The sequence below is a fragment of the Rhodococcus sp. JS3073 genome (genome assembly GCF_026810085.1).
GTDB classification, from domain to species: Bacteria; Actinomycetota; Actinomycetes; order Mycobacteriales; family Mycobacteriaceae; genus Rhodococcus_F; species Rhodococcus_F wratislaviensis.
Window position 1 is genome coordinate 7,905,937 of record NZ_CP113951.1, and the last position, 16,797, is coordinate 7,922,733.

Here is a 16,797-nt window from a genome sequence, read left to right on the forward strand (position 1 = left end):
GGGATTCGGACGCGAGGCCCCTCCGCGAGGTCGCCGGTCGCCCTGTCGCGTTCGCTCGCTCGGTGAATTAGGAGTCCGGCGTGTAGTGACCGGGGACCAATCGGGTGGATACGCCGAAACGGTTCCACGTGTTGATCGTCGCGATCGCAACGATGAGTCGGGCCAGTTCGGTCTCGTCGAACTCGCTCGCGGCCTTCGCGTACACCTCGTCCGGGACGAATCCGTCCGTGAGTACGGTGATCGCCTCGGTCATTTCGATCGCCGCGATCTCCTTCGCCGTGTAGAAGTGCCGCGACTCCGTCCATGCGTTGAGCTGGATGATGCGCTCCGCCGATTCGCCGGCGGCCAGCGCGTCCTTGCTGTGCATGTCCAGGCAGAAGGCGCAGTGGTTGATCTGGGACGCGCGGATCTTGACCAGGTTGAGCAACGTCGGTTCGACGCCCTGCCTCGCGGCCGTGTCGAGACGGATCATCGCTTTGTATGCCTCGGGTGCGAGCTTTGCCCAGTCCAGGCGGGGTGCGTGCTCGGGGAGAAATTCCGTGCTTTCGTGTACTTCGTTCATCGTCATGCCAGCAACGCTACGTCCCGAGTGGCACTGGAGTAGGGTCCATTCCTATGCCAGATCTTCATACCAATTCTGCGGGTTCGTCACCTTCCGGGGGCGGTGCCGACCTGCATGTGGAACTGAACGGACCCAAGCTGCGCGCCGGCCTCACGGACGCGCTGCGAGAGGCCGTGCGCACGGGGCGTCTGGCGCCTGGCACCCGGCTGCCGGCGTCCCGCTCGCTCGCCGCCGATCTTGGTATCTCACGCAATACCGTGACCGAGTCCTACGCGGAACTGGTCGCCGAGGGCTGGCTCAGTGCGCAGCAGGGTTCCGGGACATGGGTGGCCAGGCGGGCCGAGCCGCGCGCGGCCGCGCCCGCAGCTGCCCGTGTGAGGCCGACTCGGCGCCGTCCCATGTATGGACTTCTGCCGGGTTCGCCGGACCTCACGGACTTTCCGCGCATGCAGTGGCTCTCCGCGGCCCGCCGCGCTCTGACCGCGGCGCCGCACGAAGCGTTCGGCTATGGCGATGCCCTCGGCCGGATCGAGCTGCGCACCGCCCTGGCGGACTATCTGGCGCGGGCCCGTGGGGTGTACGCCGAGCCGGAGCGGGTCGTCATCTGTTCCGGTTTCCACCATGGTCTGACGCTCATGGCGCAGGCACTCAGGGCGCGGCGGGTGCAGGCGGTGGCCGTCGAGTCGTACGGCCTCGACCTCTATCGGGACCTGCTGACCGGTGCAGGACTTCGTACCCCGCCCCTCTATGTCGACGAACATGGTGTGCGCACCGACGATTTGGTGCGATTGCGAGGGATCGGCGCGGTTTTGATGACTCCGGCGCATCAGTATCCGACGGGGGTCGCGCTGAGCCCGGACCGGCGCACGGCGGCCATCGACTGGGCGCGTACCACCGGCGGGCTGATCTTGGAGGACGACTACGACGGGGAGTTCCGATACGACCGTCAGCCGGTGGGTGCTCTGCAGGGCCTCGACCGCGACCGGGTGGTGTATTTCGGCTCTGTGAGCAAGTCGCTGGCGCCGGGGCTGCGGCTCGGCTGGATGGTGCTGCCAGAGGAACTCATCCCGGAGATCGTGACGGCCAAGGCAAACGGTGACTATATGTCGAGTGCGCTCGAGCAGCTGACGCTTGCGGAGTTCATCGCATCGGGCGCGTATGACCGTCATGTGCGTTCGATGCGGCTGCGTTACCGGCGCCGCCGTGACCAACTGGTCGCGGCCCTGGCACAGAGGGCCCCCGGCATCCGCGTGACGGGCATGGCCGCGGGGCTGCAAGCGGTCCTCGAACTCCCTCGCGGGACCGAGCGCACTGTCGTGGAGGCGGCGGCCCGGCAAGGCCTGGCGGTCAGCGGGATCGCGCAGTTCCGCTACGAAATGGCGGACACCGAGTGGCAGTTGCCCGAGCGCGACGGGTTGGTGGTCAACTACGCGGCACCCTCGGACAGTGCGTGGGGAGGCGCGCTGGACGCACTGTGCAGAGTGATGCCCTAGGCCAGGGCTGCCGTAGGCTTGATGCGGCTCGCGCAGTCTGTTCGCGCCCCAGGCACCAATGTTCCGATCCAGCGCCGAGTAGGGCCGGCGCAGTTCGATCGAAGTCTTCGTTGTTCGGTGACGGCCTCGACATGTTGGTCGAAGCGTCGTGCGATCGTGTTCGGTTCGGAACGGTCACCTCACCGCATCCCGACGGACGCCTCCAGGTGCGCGAGTGCGCCAGCGCCCTCGCTTGCGAGGAAGACCAGCTCCGCTAGGGGTACCGGCAAGAAACCTTCCTCCTCCATCCGCCGGAGCTGGAGTATCAACCCGTCGTAGAAGCCCACCGTGTTCAGCAGCGTCACCGGCTTGTCGAGCAGTCCGTGTTTCCTCAACTCCAGGATTTCTGTCGCCTCGTCCAGCGTGCCCAGGCCACCGGCCATCACCACCACCGCATCCGATCGGGCGAGCAGCAGCGCCTTGCGTTCGGCGAGATCCTTGGCGATCACCATTTCGTCGGCGTCCTTCCTTGCAAAGTCCCGGAGAAAGTCGACCGAGACCCCGACGAGCCGGCCTCCTGACTCGCGTACTCCGTCGGCGACCACCTTCATCAGCCCGGTGTCGGATCCGCCCCATACCAGGGTATGGCCGCCCTTTCCGATGAGTTCTGCGAACTCGCGGGCCGGCCGGGTATAGCGCTCGTCGAGGTCGGCGGAGGAGAGGAAGACGCAAATGTTCATGGTTGAACTATAAGACTCTGATAGAAGTGCGGCGATGCTCGATGCTGAAGCGTAAGGGGGCAACTGCGAACGGACCCTCACCTTGGCGACTGGGCGCCATCACGGTCGAGCATGTGCGTGTGGCCCGCCAGTGTTCATTCCGATCAGGCTTGTGCAAGCAGGTCGCCGCAGCCCCTTTCTGATGTCGGTGCGGTTGAATAGTGTTGCGCAGCAGTCGGGGTCGGTACGTACGCGTTTGGTGCCGGGTTGCGCCATGTGACGGCGAAAAGCGAATCATGCTGTGGAGGAGAGGATCTGCTCGAATGCGCGCTGGAGGCGAACATTGACGAGCGTCGGGGCTAGGAAACACGAGATAGCGGACCGTAACATTGGGCTTCCCGTAACGCCTGCCGAACGAAAACGGTACTCACGGAGATCGGCCCGGTCGAGATCCAGGTCCCGCTTGACACTGATACTTCATCCGATTCGTAGATCGTCAAGAAACGACAGCGGAGGTTGACGGCGTCGACGAAATCATCCTGTCACTCTCGGAAAAAATCCTGACCACAGGGCTTGGGGAAGGTTCATCGACGCCATCTTCCCCGCAAGCGGGGGACTCCATCAAGATCGGGGACGGACTGGTGCCAACCGACCCGACTACGTCGCCACCGGCGTTAACACCTCAGGCGACCCCCGTAGTCGCCGTCGATGGCCTGGAAGTTCTGAATGTCGATCTCACCCAGCGCCGCCTCGCTCATTGGGACGAGACGTCGCGGGACCTGCTGCCGCCGACTCCCACGGCATGTCACCGAGCCCGCGGCCAAGGAGTGCTTTTCCGAGTCAGCGGCAGTTGGGGTCCGAAAGTATCCGGCGATCGTCCGGCGGTGGGAGAGAACGCCTGGTCTGGGTTCGTTCCATTCCTCGATCACGCCGATCCAGCGTCTGGATCCTCCGATGCAACAGCAGCGCATCGTCTCATTCGCTCCCGGATGACGGACACGAGCGGGATCGACTGTCGCGAATCATTGTCGAGCGGAGCTACTTTCCGAGCATCGACCCGCGGTCGCCCAGCCTCTCGAGTGCCGTCATTTCTGCCATCAGTTCAATTCTGTGGGGTGCGGTCCGGTACGGCCGTCCCGCTCCAGCGTATCGATCGCGGCGAGTTCGACGTCAGAGAGTTGAAAGCCGAAGATGTCGAAGTTCTCGGCGATCCGTGACGGGGTCACAGATTTTGGGATGATTACACGTCCTTGCTGGAGGTGCCACCGCAGCACGACCTGGGCGGGTGAGCGATCGTGCTTTGCGGCGAGGTCGGCGAGCAGGGGATCTTCGAGAATTTCCCCGTGAGCAAGTGGGCTCCATGCCTCGGTGACGACCTCGTGGCGTCTATTTGCCGCCACGGTCGCGCGGTTCTGCAGTGCGGGGTGAAGTTCCACCTGATTCACGGCCGGCGGAATATTGCCGGAGGCGACGAGTCGGTCGATGTGTGCGGGCTCGAAGTTGGAGATGCCGATCGCACGAACCCGTCCGTCGGAGTGCAGCTTCTCGAAGGCCCGCCAGGTTTCGAGATAGAGATCGCGTCGTGGTGTCGGCCAGTGCACGAGGTAGAGATCGAGATACTCGAGGCCGAGCTTGTGGAGGCTCTGGTCGAATGCCTCGAGTGTACTGTCGTATCCCTGGTCGGCGTTCCACAGCTTAGTCGTGATGAACAGTTCGTTGCGAGGAAGACCGGACTCAGCGATTGCCCGTCCGACGCCCTGCTCGTTGTCGTAGATGGCAGCTGTATCGATGCTCCGGTATCCGACCTCGAGGGCTGTTGTCACTGCTGCGGTCGCCTGGTCGTCGGGTACCTGAAATACTCCGAAGCCAATTTGGGGCATCGTGATTCCGTTGTTCAAGGTGACCGTGGGGATGTGCTGATTTGCCATGATGGTATGTCTTCCCGGTGTTGTGGATGGTTGAGGAGATCGGGGCTGGTGTGCACGGATTGCGCCTCGGGAGCGGGTGAGGTAGCTGCTACGACAGCGCTTGACTACCGCAATCCTGGTCCGCTGGCCGGATACTGTGCCGAAGCCGTAGCCACACGTGAGGCACGAGGAGACGATTGCTGGAATCTGACTACTCGCCGGGATGTGAATGTCGCGAGCATGACGACGAGAGCTGCGATGGATCCGATCAGACTTGGGTGGTGTGCTCACTGTCACCGAGTTTTTCGGCGAGAGTTGTGAGCCCGTCCGCATAGATTCCGCGGAAGAGGGTGATGGCCTCATCGTCGCTGATGCCCACAGGAGTGAACTCACCGGACCATTCGATACGCGAACTGTTCTCGTCGTTCTGGTGAACGGCGAGGGTGGACGTGTAGTTCGTGACGGGGAACGGTGCCTGGAGAATCGAGTATGTGTAGAAATGCCGGCTATTGTCGAATGCTTCGAGGCGTTCGATAACGGTCTCACCGTCCTGCGTGGTGAGTGTGCGCACTCGTCCACCTTCGCTGAGCTTGCTGAAGGGGATGAATGGCAGCCAGTCGGGTAGAGCGTCGAAGCCGCCAATCAGCTCCCAGACCTTGAAGTCGGGAACTGGCAGCTCGATGGATGTCGACGTGCGGGCCATGGTGGTTCTCCTTCGAGGGTGTTGTCAGCGGGGGAGGGGTGCGTTCGGGGCGATGAGTTCTTGTTCGCGAAGGTCTTCCCAGAAACGTTGCGGGACAGTCTCCGATATCGCGGCGATGTCTTCAGTGATTCGGCTGGGGCGGGTGGCGCCGGGAATGACGGCCGCGGTGGCGGGGTGCGCCAGGGCGAACTGGAGGGCGGCCGCTTTGATGCTAATTCCGTATTGCTCGGCGAGCGTCGTCATTCTTCGGACCTTCTCGACAATCTCCGTGGGGGCTTGCTGGTACTCGAAGTGGCTTCCGCCGGCGAGGATTCCCGAGCTGTACGGGCCACCGATGACGATGTCCACGCCCCGCTTCTGCGCGGTGGGCATCAGTCGTTGCAATGCACGCTCGTGATCGAGGAGTGTGTACCGACCGGCAAGCAGAAACGCATCTGGCTGTGGTTCATCCAGGTCGAGGGTGATCCCCAGCGGTTCGACTCGGTTGACTCCCAGCCCCCATGCTTTGATGACACCCTCCTCGCGGAGTTGGGTCAGGACACGGAAGGCGCCAGTGCGCGCGCTCTCGTACTGTTGCAGCCACTCGTCGCCGTAGAAATCTTGGGCGATGTCGTGGACCCAGACGATGTCGAGACGATCGGTCTTCAAGCGTCCGAGGCTGTCTTCGATCGAGCGCATTGTCGCGTCTGCGGTGTAGTCATTGACCATTCTGTTGGGTCGGCCGTGCTGGAACAGCCCACCTTTCTCGCCGAGTTGTCGGTCGTGGGGGTCCTCGATTTCATCGAAGATGACCCTTCCCACCTTCGTGCTCAGGACGAAGTCTTCACGGGGATGGTCCGCGAGGACCTCTCCCAGTCGGATCTCCGCGAGGCCGGCGCCGTAGAACGGCGCGGAGTCGAAATACCGGATGCCCTGGTCCCATGCCGCTTGGACGGTCGCTGAGGCCTCCGCGTCGGGAATGTCGCGGAACATGTTTCCCAGGGGGGCGGTTCCGAAGCCCAGGGGTGAGGAAAGAAGTGGAGAGATGCTCATGATGTGCTTTCTGATCTGACTGGCGGCTCGCTGAAGCCCGCACCTTGCATGTTCGACGATAGTTGCCTGAGCCGATAGTTGCAAGCGCGGTATAAAGGCGATCGGGACGGAATCGTGTCGACACCGAACGGGGCCGTGTCCACCACGGCGCGCCCAACTCGGATATCGCGCACCTGTTGACCGAGTCGGGGGCAGGGGCTACCGGAAAGCGTGTAGTTCTGTCCGGGGTACTCAGTCTCGTGTGCTGCCGCGGATGACCAGTTCGCAGGGGAACTCCACCGTCCTGAACGGGGCATCTGGCGTGGAGATGCGTTGCAGCAGGAGTTGTGCACCGACACGGGCCATTTCGCGGCTGGGCTGGCGGACCGTGGTCAGGTCGAACAGGGACCACGATGCCATTTCGATGTCGTCGTAGCCGATGACCCAGCACTCCGACGATGTCCGGTTCGCCGTCTTCAGCGTGTCGAGTGCACCGAACGCCAGATAGTCGTTCGCGCAGAAGACTGCGTCGGGCTTGTTCTTCCGGGCGAGCAGGGTGCCCATCGTCGTTGCGCTGAACTCATGGGAGAAGTCCCCGTGGAACTGGTTGCGGGAGTGAACAGGGTGCCCGAGTTCACGCATTCGCGCGAGAAATCCTTTCGCGCGGTCGCGGGACGTGCTCGCCCGGTCGTCAGCTCCGATGAATGCGACCCGGGTACGGCCGTGGGCGACGAGGTATTCGGCGACAGCGGCGCCGCCGGAGTGGTTGCTGCTGGTGACCTTGTCGCAGTCGAGGCCATCGACGACTCGGTTGATCAACACGATGGGGCTTCGTTGTTGGACGGCCGCTTCGAGTTCGACGGATTCCTCGGTCGCAGTGGTGAATACGACCCCGTCAACTGCGCGTTCCCGGATCGCTTTCAGGGCGTCGTGGTGACTGCCACCGCCGGCGTTCCACACCACGACGCGCATTCCCGCGGTGTCCAATTCCTTGGTGAGTTCGTCGAGGATCTCGGAGTAGAACGGATTGGTCAGGTCGGCGACCACGACTCCGATGACGTTGCTTCGGCGCGTTTTCATCGCCTGCGCCCCGGCGTGTGGCACATATCCGAGGGTCTCCATCGCCTCGAGGACCTTTGCCCTCGTGGCGGGGGCGAGCCCTGGGTAGGACGACATGACCCGGGACACGGTGGCCTGGGATACCCCCGCAACGCGAGCTACGTCCCGACTCGTGACCATGTCGTCCTCCTCCACCCCTGTACAGCCCGGCCTACCTCCCCGTCGTGGGGTCGTGCTCCTCGCTCAATCCTCGGCGTAGCCGCACCAGCGGCGCCGTCTCCGGGGACCAGAGCGCACCAACGATTGTAATGATCGAGGTCAACACCATGTATACGGCTACAAGCCAATAGCGGTCAAAGTTGGGACCGATGAGTGCGGTGGCGATGAGCGGTGCAAATCCGCCGGCCAGGACGGCAGCGACCTGCGGGCCGACCGAAGCGCCGGAGTAGCGCAGCTTCGGCTCGAACAGTTCCGTGAAGTACGCCGGTTCGACCGAGTAGCACAGGTCCCGGCCGACGTTGCAGGTCAGGATCAGCACCAGCAGCACTATCAGGAAGTCACCGGTTTGCACGCCCCAGAAGAACGGGAAGGCCATCAGCGCCATCGTCACTGCCCCGGCCAGCACTGTGTATCGGCGGCCCCACCGGTCGGAGATCCAACCCCAGAACGGGATGGTGAACAAGCCGAGGCCCGCCATGATCATCGTCGCGAGCAGGATGTCGTTCTTGCCGACCAGGATGGCGGGACCGTAGGCGAGCAGGAACGTGGTGTAGATGTAGTAGTTCGCGTTCTCGGCGAACCGCATCATGATCACCCGCGCGATCGTCAGCGGGCGGGTCTTGATGACCTTGACTACGGGCAGCTTCTCGATCTCCCCCTTGGCCTTGATCTCCTCGAACACGGGCGATTCGGCGACCTTGCTGCGGATGTAGAACGACAACGCGATCAGCGCGAGCGACGACAGGAAGGGGATCCGCCAGCCCCAGGCCTCGAACGCTTCGTCCGGCAGCAGCCCGACGACGAGGAAGAAGGCGCCGTTGGCGAGCAGGGTTCCGGCCGGTACACCGATCTGCGGCCAGGAGCCGAAGAATCCGCGACGTTTCGCGGGCGCGTACTCGGTCGCCATCAGTGCGGCACCGCCCCATTCGCCGCCGACTCCGAGTCCCTGCACGATCCGCAGCAACACCAGAATGATTGGTGCCGCGATACCGATCGCCGCGAAGTTCGGCAGGCAGCCGATCATGAATGTTCCGAAGCCCATGAGACCGAGAGTCATCATGAGCATCTTCTTGCGCCCGATTCGATCACCGAAGTGCGCGAAGATGACCCCGCCGATGGGCCGGGCGGCGAAGCCGATCGCATAGGTGCTGAAGGACAACAGGATTCCCATGAAGGGATCGACGTTCGGGAAGAACTGGCCGTTGAGGACGATCGCCGCGGCCACCCCGTACACGTAGAAGTCGTACCACTCGATGCACGAGCCCAGCACCGACGACACCATCGCCCGTCGGCGCATGGCGGGATCGACGGCCGGGGCTGAAGTCGTTTGGCTCTGCGGTGGGTCTGTCGACGCGTCGACACTCATGTGCGCTCCAATTCTCGAGGGTTAGAGGGTGGCGCAGGTTACATATGACCGCGCTACGACGGACGAGTGTATACGTAGTCATCGAATTTTCCGAGGGGTTTCCAAAACTTTCTGAATACATACCCAAACTCTCTTACCTGCGAGGAAGTCGAGATTGTTCCCAGGTTACGAGGCGGTGCAGGTGAACCTCGGGGCGGCAATCCTGTACGCGCTGCCTGGGGCGTTGCACGGTTGAATGAATACGTATACAGTGCTGGCACGTGACCGGGACCACATGTCCTGCGTCAACTGGATTGGACACGGCGGGCAATCTGTTCGCCATTCACGCTATGGAGGAGTCTTCCCATGACGATTGCCGCAGATCACAGGTCTGGAATCCGCACCGTGGACCTCAAGGTGCCCCAACGGGAGAGCGTCGAGCGGGGGAGCACCTCGTCGGTGCGTTCGACCGTGGAGGACGTCATCGCGGATATCCGCCAGCGCGGCGACGCCGCGGTGCGCGAGTACTCGGAGAAGTTCGACAACTACTCGGCGGACAGCTACCTGCTCAGTTCCGAGCAGCTCGACGAGATCGTCACCCGGGTGCCGCGTCAGGTGATCGAGGACATCACCTTCGTGCAGGAGCAGGTTCGGGTGATGGCGCAGAAGCAGCTCGAGTCCCTGACAGATTTCGAGATCGAAACGCTCCCAGGTGTTTTCCTCGGGCAGAAGAACGTTCCCATTCAAGCGGCCGGCGCCTACATTCCCGGTGGCAAGTACCCGCTGCTGGCAAGCGCGCACATGACGATCATCACCGCCAAGGTGGCCGGGGTCGAGCGGGTGGCGGCGTGCACCCCGCTCATTCGTGGTGAAGTCCCGGACGCGACGATCGCTGCGATGCGGCTGGCCGGCGCCGATGAGATCTACCTGCTCGGCGGTATTCAGGCGGTGGCCGCTCTGGCCGTCGGCACCGAGACCATCCGCCCGGTCAACATGCTCGCCGGTCCCGGTAACGCCTTCGTTGCCGAGGCCAAGCGTCAGCTGTTCGGCGAGGTCGGCATCGACCTTTTCGCCGGCCCGACCGAGGTGCTCATCGTCGCCGACGAGCACGCCGACCCGTTCATCGTCGCCGTGGACCTGCTCTCGCAGGCCGAACACGGCCCCGACTCACCCGCGGTCCTGATCACCACCAGCGAGGAACTCGGCCGCGCCGTGATCGAGCACATCGATACCATTCTGGTCGACATGCCCACGCGCGACTTCGCCGAGGCAGCATGGCGGGACTGGGGCGAGGTCCGGGTCGTCGAGGATCTGGATCAGGCGTACGCGCTGGCTGACGAGTACGCCTCCGAGCACGTGCAGATTCTCACCCGGAACCCGCGCGAGGCGCTCGAGAAGATGCACGACTACGGTGCCCTCTTCCTCGGCGAAGGAACCTGTGTTTCCTATGGAGACAAGGTCATCGGCACCAACCACGTGCTCCCTACGCGTGGGGCGGCCCGCTACACCGGTGGTCTCTGGGTCGGTAAGTACCTGCGCACGGTGACCTACCAGGAGGTGACCAACCCCGAGTCGAGCGCATTCTTCGGTGAACTGTGCGGTCGCGCGGCCCGCGTGGAGTACTTCGAGGGCCACGCCCGATCCGGCGACGTCCGCGCCGCCAAGTATCGCGGAGAGGCGCTCTCCTGGTCCGACCACCGCTTCACCAAATAGGGGAGTCGTCATGACCACCTTCGATTTGAAGGGCAAAACTGCCCTCGTCACCGGGGCTGGTCGGGGCCTCGGCAAGGCCATCGCTGATGGTCTTGCCGAGGCCGGCGCGGTGGTCTACGGCACCACCCGCAGCCGTGAGACCGCCGAATCGGTCTCCGCCCGCTACGGCACCCCTGCGGTGACACTCGAGATGACCGACACAGCCTCGATTCGGCGTGGTGTCGCGGAACTCCTCGATGCCAGCGGCGGCATCGATCTGCTCGTCAACAACGCCGGCATCAACATCCCCAAACCCGCCATCGAGATCACCGACGAGGACTGGGACTCGGTCCTGGACACGAACCTGCGCGGCAGCTTCTTCCTCACCACCGAATTCGCCACATCATGGCTCGCGTCCTCGACCCCCGCGGCGGTGGTCAACATCGCCTCCCAGGCCGGGCTGGTCGCCATCGAGGAACGAGCCGCCTACGGCACCAGCAAGGCCGCTCTCATCCACTTGACGAAAGTGCTTGCGCTGGAATGGGCGTCGAGCGGAATCCGGGTCAATGCGGTGGCACCGACCTTCGTTCGCACCGAACTGACCGAGTCGACCCTCAGTCGCCCGGACTGGGCCGCAGAGCTCCGGTCACGGATCCCCATGGGGCGCTTCGGGGAGCCCGAAGACATCGTCGGCGCGGTCATCTTCCTTCTCAGCGACGCTGCCTCACTCGTCACCGGCCACACCATCGCGATCGACGGCGGCTACACCATCCGATAACCGCGCCCCGCCGGCAACCTACGTCGCACTCTCCAGGCGAACCCCGCCGCTCCTCCCGGAGTCCGAACTCGAAAGTAGAAGTGATGGCCAATCTAGACACGATCTCACGCACCAGTGTCGTGGGGTCCGGGTACATGGGCGGAGGAATAGCACACGTTCTCGCCTTGGCGGGATATCCCGTCGCCCTTGCCGATGTCGACGCGGCGACCGCCGAGAAATCACGAGATCGCCTGATCACCCAGGCGGCGCAATACGAATCTCTCGGCCTGTTCCCGGCCGACGCTGCCGCCGCGATTGCGGACAAACTGAGTGCGGCACCGTCGATCGAGCACGCAGTCTCCGACGCCGACTACATCACCGAAGCGGTGCCCGAGATCGTCGACGTCAAGCTGGAAACTCTGCGCCGGATATCGGGATCAGCTCGACCGGAGGCGATCATCGGCACCAACACGTCCGCGATACCCATCGACGAACTCGCCAAGGAAGTCCACGAACCGTCCCGCTTCCTCGGCGTGCACTGGATGAATCCGGCCACGTTCATCCCCGGTGTCGAGCTGATCGCCAGTACCTACACCGATACCGAAACAGTCGATGTCGCCGAACTGTTCGTTCGATCCCTCGGGAAGATTACCGCCCGGGTTGCCGATGCTCCCGGCTTCGTCGCCAACCGTCTGCAGTTCGCGCTCTACAAAGAGGCATTGGCGATCGTCGAGGAGGGAACTGCGACACCGGAGCAGGTCGACGCGGTCGTCAGCAACACCTTCGGCTTCCGCCTCGCCCTCTTCGGGCCCTTCGCGATCGGCGACATGGCTGGACTCGACGTCTACAAAGGTGCCTACGAAACTCTCGAGCAGGCCTTCGGGGAGAGGTTCGCCGTCCCTGAAGTCCTCACGACCCTGGTCGAGCAGGGCCGGCTCGGCGTCAAGTCGGGTCGCGGTCTGCTCGACATCGCCGAATCGGGCAAGGACGCACTCCTCGCATACCGGGACAATGCGTACGGACGCCTGTCCGCGCTGCGGGCCGACCTCGGACCAGCGCCCGGACTGTAACGACTCGGCACAGCACAGCACTACACCGCACGCGGCTCGCTACCCGCCCGATGAGGCGGGTGGCGAGCCGGTGCACACCATCGCATGGTGCGCAGACTATGACACCGCCATGCGGAAACGATTGCCTGCGATAACAGCACGGTGGATCCCGCAGCGTCCCCGTTCCTCGGAGCCCACGCGCTGCCGATAGGATGCCGCTCTCACTGTGCCCGAGCTGTCACCCGGTGGGCGCCCACGTCTGGGGGACGGTGCGGAGCGTGGCGACTGCCCGGGCGGTGTCGACGAAATTCCGGACCGGGTAGCAAGACCTTGACCACGCAGTCCTGACAACGGACTTACTCCTTCGCGCGTACCCGCCAGTGCAGGACTGGCGGGCACGTGCGCTGCGCCCGCTCATGTGCTGACTCTTCGCTCCAGTTGGTGGGTTAGATGGCTTGGGCGGTGGGGAGGATGGTGATTTCGGTGAGGTTGACGTGTTTGGGGACGGCGGTGAGGAAGGCGACGGTTTCGGCGATGTCTTCGGATTGGAGGACGTCGATCTGGTCGATGAGGTCGGCCATGAGTTGGCTGGCGTCGGGGTCGGTGACGTGGTCGGGGAGTTCGGTGTCGACCATGCCGGGTTCGATGGTGGCGACGCGGACGTTCTTGCGGCCGAGTTCGGTGCGCAGTAGGCGGGTGAGTTGGCTGATGTAGGCCTTGGTGCCGGAGTAGACCTGGAATTTTTCGAGGACTCGGGTGGCGGCGATCGAGGAGGTGGTGATCAGGTCGGCGGGTTTGCCGTCGGCGGCGGCCTGGACGAGGGGTGCGATGAAGGCCTGGATGGTGTTCATTACGCCTTTGATGTTGAGGTCGATCTGGGTGTCCCAGTCGTCGACCTCGAGGTCGACGATTTCGGAGATCAGCTGGACGCCGGCGTTGGCGAAGACGAGGTCGACGGGGCCGAGTTCGGTGGTGATGTGGTCGGCGGCGGCCTTGAGGGCGGTGCGGTCGGTGACGTCGGTGGTGATGGCGATGGCGGTGCCGCCGGCGGCGGTGATGCGGTCGGCGGTGGTGGTGATGCGGTCGGTGCGGCGGGCGAGGAGGGCGACTTTGGCGCCGAGTTGGGCGAGTCGTTCGGCGGTGGCTTCGCCGATGCCGCTGGAGGCGCCGGTGATGACGGCGATGCGGCCGGTGAGGGGGGTTCCGGTCAGTACCTGGTTCATGGGGGTGTGTCTCCGTGGTGGTGGTGTTTTCGAGGGTGGTTCCTCGGGGTACGGGATCCATCGTCGGCGTGATCGGGGTGGGCGAACAGGCCGCGATCTGCCTAGGTGCACCACACCCAGGCAAACGGCTATGCCGAGGCGGGGGCCTTCCTCATGGAGCCGCTGATGCTTCGTCCTCCGCATACCGGAATGCTCTGTCCAGTCAGGTAACCGGATCCGGTGTCGGCGAGGAACGCGACGGCACGTGCCACATCGACGGGCTGTCCTACTCGGCCGACCGGGATGGATTGGCGCACTCGCTCGATGATCTCGTCGGGCATTGAATTCGACATCGGTGTTTCGATGAACCCGGGCGCGATGCAGTTGACGGTGATGCCGTCGGTTGCAAGAGCCAGTGACAGGCTTCTACTCACGCCGGCGATCCCGCCCTTGGAGGCGGCGTAGTTTGTGGAGCCGAAGTTGCCCAGCCAGGCGCGCGAGGTCAGCGAAATAATGCGGCCGGTTCCCGAGCGGCGCAGCGCCGGCAATGCGGCGGCAGTGGTGGTCAGCATCCCCAACAGATTGACCTCGAGAACCTGCCGGAAGACTGCGGGATCCATCTTCTCGATTCGGGCGTCCTTGAGGATTCCCGCGCAGTTCACCAGAACGTCGAGCCCACCGAGTCGGGAGACGGTGGCATCGACCGCGGCCTGCACGGATTCCCGGTCGGCGAGGTCCGCGGCGCGGGCAGAAACAGTGACACCGGTGGTCTCGGTGATGTCGCTCGCGACTGCCCGCAGTCCGGTTTCGGAGATGTCGGAAAGGCCGAGACTGTATCCGAGTTCGGCCAAGTGTTCGGCGATGCCTCGTCCGATACCGCCTGCAGCGCCGGTGATGAAGGCGACCCGAGGTCGTGGTGCGAGTCTTTGGCCGTCTGAGTTCATGGGTGCAGCCTTCCGAGGTCGGTGCCGTTGGCGGCGTAGATTTCCTGACCGGTCACCGCAGCCGCGTGCTCGGCGGTGAGTGCCGCGATCAGCTCGGTTACGGCCGGTTCGTTGGGATCGGTGTCGTAGAAGACTGCGTTCGCGGCCCCGCCGTGCCGCTGCAGCTCGATGGCAACAGACCGGACGAAGCTGATCAGCGCGCCGGTAACCGCGCAGTCCAACGGCCTGAGCGGGTCTCCCAATGCCGCCGACGCCGGGGCGAGGACGACCACCCGGCCGCGATTGCGTGCTTCGGTTATGGCCGTCCAGTGATGCTGAACGGCGGAAAATGCAGCCATCAGCGGATCTGCCACCGCCTGCTCGAGATCCGCGGTATCGAGCGTGGGCTCGCTCTCTGTGCCGCGGTAGACGAGCACCACGACCGAGGAGGCGGGTGCGTCGGCGGGAGCGGTGGTGTCGGCGAGATCGATCGTGGTGAACGCCGAGGTGGTCATCGCGTCACCAGCAGGACTGTGACAGAGCCACCGTCGGTGCCGCTGACGGTGCCTCCCTTGCAGTAGGCAAGCCCGATGTTCGCTTTGTCGACCTGGCGTTGCCCGGCACGGTCGGTGAGTTGCCAGGTGAGCTCGCAGATTTGTGCGACTCCGGTGGCACCCACCGGGTGTCCACGACTGAGGAGGCCACCGCTGGCGTTGACGGGGAGTTTGCCGCCGATCGAGGTGTTACCGTTCTCGGCCCACCTACCGCCCTCGCCGACGGGGACGACGCCGAGGCCTTCCAGGCGGACGATCTCGGCGATCGTGAAGCAGTCGTGCATTTCTACCAGGTCGATGTCTTCGGGCCCGTATCCGGTGATGTCCCACGCCTGTTCGCCCGCGCGGCGTGACACGTCCTCGTCGTTGAGGTTGGTGTCGGTAGTGACGATCTTGCCGCTGACCAGGGCGCAGCCGGCGATGCGCGGAGCTGATGATCGCCCGAGTTTGGCGAGACCGGCTGCACTGCACAGCACCACTGCGGCGGCGCCGTCGCTGATGGGACTGCAATCGAGCAGTCCCAGTGGATCGGCAATGGTGCGGGCGTCGAGAACTTCCTGCAAACTGATCGGCCGCTGGTATTGAGCGAACGGGTTGTGCACCGAGTGTGCGTGATTCTTCACGGCCACTGCGGCAATCTGTTCGCGGGTGGCACCGTGGTCGGACATGTACCGCCGAGCACTCATCCCGTGATTGGCGGCCATGACCAAGCCGTTGATGGCATCGAGGTCCGTGGGATCGGGCATGACCCCACCGGAGACGCGGTCGGTCATCTTCTCCGCGCCGATGACCAGCACGATGTCGTACAGGCCGGCCTTGATTGCGATCCAGGCTTCGCGGATCGCGGTGGCGCCGCTGGCGCAGTAGTTTTCGTGGTTGGATACGGGGAGTCCGCCGAGGCCCATTTGCGCCGCGACGCGTTGGCCGGCGACCGGACCGCCGAAGACATGCCCGACGTAGACGGATTCGATGTCCTTGGTGCTCACGCCCGCGTCGGACATCGCTTCGCGTGCGGCGCCGACGGCAAGTTTCTCGAACGTGATGTCGACGGGGTACTTGCCGAATCGCACCATGCCGGCGCCGGCGATGTAGGTCTCGCTCATCGGTTCTCCTCGGTGCCCCGGAAGCGGTACCACCACAGTGGTTCTCCGGAGGAATCGGTCTTCAATGTGAACAACTCGACAGCAACTTCGTCGTCGATCTCGACGGCACCTGTCGCCGCGCCCAACAATCGGACACCGTCGTCGAGATCGACGGTCACCAGGGTGTACGGCGTCTGCAACGGGGGCGGGGCTTGGTGGACGACGGTCCAACTGACGACTCGACCTCGGCCGGCCAGCAGGACGTTGTCGACGGCGTCAGCCCCGCAATGAGGGCACAGCGGCCGCTCCGGGAACGAGCGTCGGCTGCACACCCGGCAGGCGATACCCTTGAGGCCCTGCGGCTCCAAATTGACGACATCGCTTCTCAGTGGTGAACCTGTGGAAATCATGGGCTACATTCCGCCTCTCTGAACTAGCTGCGCTGAAATGGTGTTCTTCCGGACCGTGTTGGTGCCCTCACCAACGATCAGCAGGGGTGAGCCGCGGAGATATCGCTCGATGTCATGCAGGTCTCCCTCGG

The 16,797-nt window shown here is 64.1% G+C and carries 16 protein-coding genes and 1 pseudogene; 5 read left to right on the top strand and 12 right to left on the bottom strand.

What is annotated here, in order from left to right; translation table 11 throughout:
• Positions 1-67: 67 nt before the first annotated feature.
• A complete protein-coding gene (locus tag OYT95_RS36030) occupies positions 68-568 on the bottom strand; it encodes a carboxymuconolactone decarboxylase family protein (RefSeq protein ID WP_268790319.1) in 501 nt (166 codons plus the stop codon).
• 47 nt (positions 569-615) lie between these two features.
• On the opposite strand from OYT95_RS36030, the gene pdxR reads away from it, so the two are divergent.
• Entirely contained in the window at positions 616-2,055 is a 1,440-nt protein-coding gene (pdxR, locus tag OYT95_RS36035; RefSeq protein WP_268790320.1) for a MocR-like pyridoxine biosynthesis transcription factor PdxR, read from the top strand.
• 179 nt (positions 2,056-2,234) lie between these two features.
• On the opposite strand, the gene OYT95_RS36040 is transcribed toward pdxR, so the two are convergent.
• Positions 2,235-2,774, bottom strand: a complete 540-nt coding sequence (locus tag OYT95_RS36040; RefSeq protein ID WP_268790321.1) for a TIGR00730 family Rossman fold protein — start codon at positions 2,772-2,774, stop codon at positions 2,235-2,237.
• 288 nt (positions 2,775-3,062) lie between these two features.
• On the opposite strand from OYT95_RS36040, the pseudogene OYT95_RS36045 reads away from it, so the two are divergent.
• A pseudogene (locus OYT95_RS36045) lies at positions 3,063-3,325 on the top strand (transposase); the annotation flags it as partial.
• A gap of 525 nt (positions 3,326-3,850) precedes the next feature.
• Here the strand turns inward: OYT95_RS36045 and OYT95_RS36050 are convergent.
• The 5 genes from OYT95_RS36050 to OYT95_RS36070 all read right to left on the bottom strand — a co-directional run bounded on the left by OYT95_RS36050 (position 3,851) and on the right by OYT95_RS36070 (position 9,018).
• Positions 3,851-4,681, bottom strand: a complete 831-nt coding sequence (locus OYT95_RS36050; RefSeq protein WP_037231728.1) for an aldo/keto reductase — start codon at positions 4,679-4,681, stop codon at positions 3,851-3,853.
• A 247-nt stretch (positions 4,682-4,928) separates the two neighbouring features.
• The gene (locus OYT95_RS36055; RefSeq protein ID WP_268790322.1) at positions 4,929-5,363 is read right to left on the bottom strand and encodes an SRPBCC family protein; all 435 of its coding nucleotides are present in this window, start codon (positions 5,361-5,363) and stop codon (positions 4,929-4,931) included.
• Between the two features lie 24 nt (positions 5,364-5,387).
• Positions 5,388-6,395, bottom strand: a complete 1,008-nt coding sequence (locus OYT95_RS36060) for an aldo/keto reductase (protein ID WP_268790323.1) — start codon at positions 6,393-6,395, stop codon at positions 5,388-5,390.
• Between the two features lie 231 nt (positions 6,396-6,626).
• On the bottom strand, positions 6,627-7,613 hold the full coding sequence (locus OYT95_RS36065) for a LacI family DNA-binding transcriptional regulator (protein WP_037231851.1): 987 nt from the start codon (positions 7,611-7,613) through the stop codon (positions 6,627-6,629).
• Between the two features lie 31 nt (positions 7,614-7,644).
• Positions 7,645-9,018: an MFS transporter gene (locus OYT95_RS36070; RefSeq protein ID WP_037231731.1), complete on the bottom strand. Its 1,374-nt coding sequence runs from the start codon at positions 9,016-9,018 to the stop codon at positions 7,645-7,647.
• 345 nt (positions 9,019-9,363) lie between these two features.
• On the opposite strand from OYT95_RS36070, the gene hisD reads away from it, so the two are divergent.
• The 3 genes from hisD to OYT95_RS36085 all read left to right on the top strand — a co-directional run bounded on the left by hisD (position 9,364) and on the right by OYT95_RS36085 (position 12,516).
• Complete coding sequence (hisD, locus tag OYT95_RS36075; protein WP_268790324.1) at positions 9,364-10,710, top strand: histidinol dehydrogenase; 1,347 nt, start codon at positions 9,364-9,366, stop codon at positions 10,708-10,710.
• Positions 10,711-10,720: 10 nt separating this feature from the next.
• On the top strand, positions 10,721-11,467 hold the full coding sequence (locus tag OYT95_RS36080; protein WP_268790325.1) for an SDR family NAD(P)-dependent oxidoreductase: 747 nt from the start codon (positions 10,721-10,723) through the stop codon (positions 11,465-11,467).
• Between the two features lie 83 nt (positions 11,468-11,550).
• Complete coding sequence (locus tag OYT95_RS36085; protein ID WP_268790326.1) at positions 11,551-12,516, top strand: 3-hydroxyacyl-CoA dehydrogenase family protein; 966 nt, start codon at positions 11,551-11,553, stop codon at positions 12,514-12,516.
• A gap of 425 nt (positions 12,517-12,941) precedes the next feature.
• On the opposite strand, the gene OYT95_RS36090 is transcribed toward OYT95_RS36085, so the two are convergent.
• The 5 genes from OYT95_RS36090 to OYT95_RS36110 form a co-directional block, all read right to left on the bottom strand.
• Entirely contained in the window at positions 12,942-13,718 is a 777-nt protein-coding gene (locus tag OYT95_RS36090) for an SDR family oxidoreductase (protein WP_268790327.1), read from the bottom strand.
• 128 nt (positions 13,719-13,846) lie between these two features.
• Positions 13,847-14,641: an SDR family oxidoreductase gene (locus OYT95_RS36095; RefSeq protein WP_268790328.1), complete on the bottom strand. Its 795-nt coding sequence runs from the start codon at positions 14,639-14,641 to the stop codon at positions 13,847-13,849.
• Positions 14,638-15,135, bottom strand: a complete 498-nt coding sequence (locus OYT95_RS36100; RefSeq protein ID WP_268790329.1) for a hypothetical protein — start codon at positions 15,133-15,135, stop codon at positions 14,638-14,640. The genes OYT95_RS36095 and OYT95_RS36100 overlap by 4 nt, the downstream gene beginning before the upstream one ends.
• The gene (locus OYT95_RS36105; RefSeq protein ID WP_268790330.1) at positions 15,132-16,277 is read right to left on the bottom strand and encodes a thiolase family protein; all 1,146 of its coding nucleotides are present in this window, start codon (positions 16,275-16,277) and stop codon (positions 15,132-15,134) included. Before OYT95_RS36105 ends, OYT95_RS36100 begins: the two co-directional genes overlap by 4 nt.
• Positions 16,274-16,666 (bottom strand): Zn-ribbon domain-containing OB-fold protein, encoded by a 393-nt coding sequence (locus OYT95_RS36110; RefSeq protein WP_240960784.1) that lies wholly within the window; start codon positions 16,664-16,666, stop codon positions 16,274-16,276. The genes OYT95_RS36105 and OYT95_RS36110 overlap by 4 nt, the downstream gene beginning before the upstream one ends.
• Between the last annotated feature and the right edge of the window lie 131 nt (positions 16,667-16,797).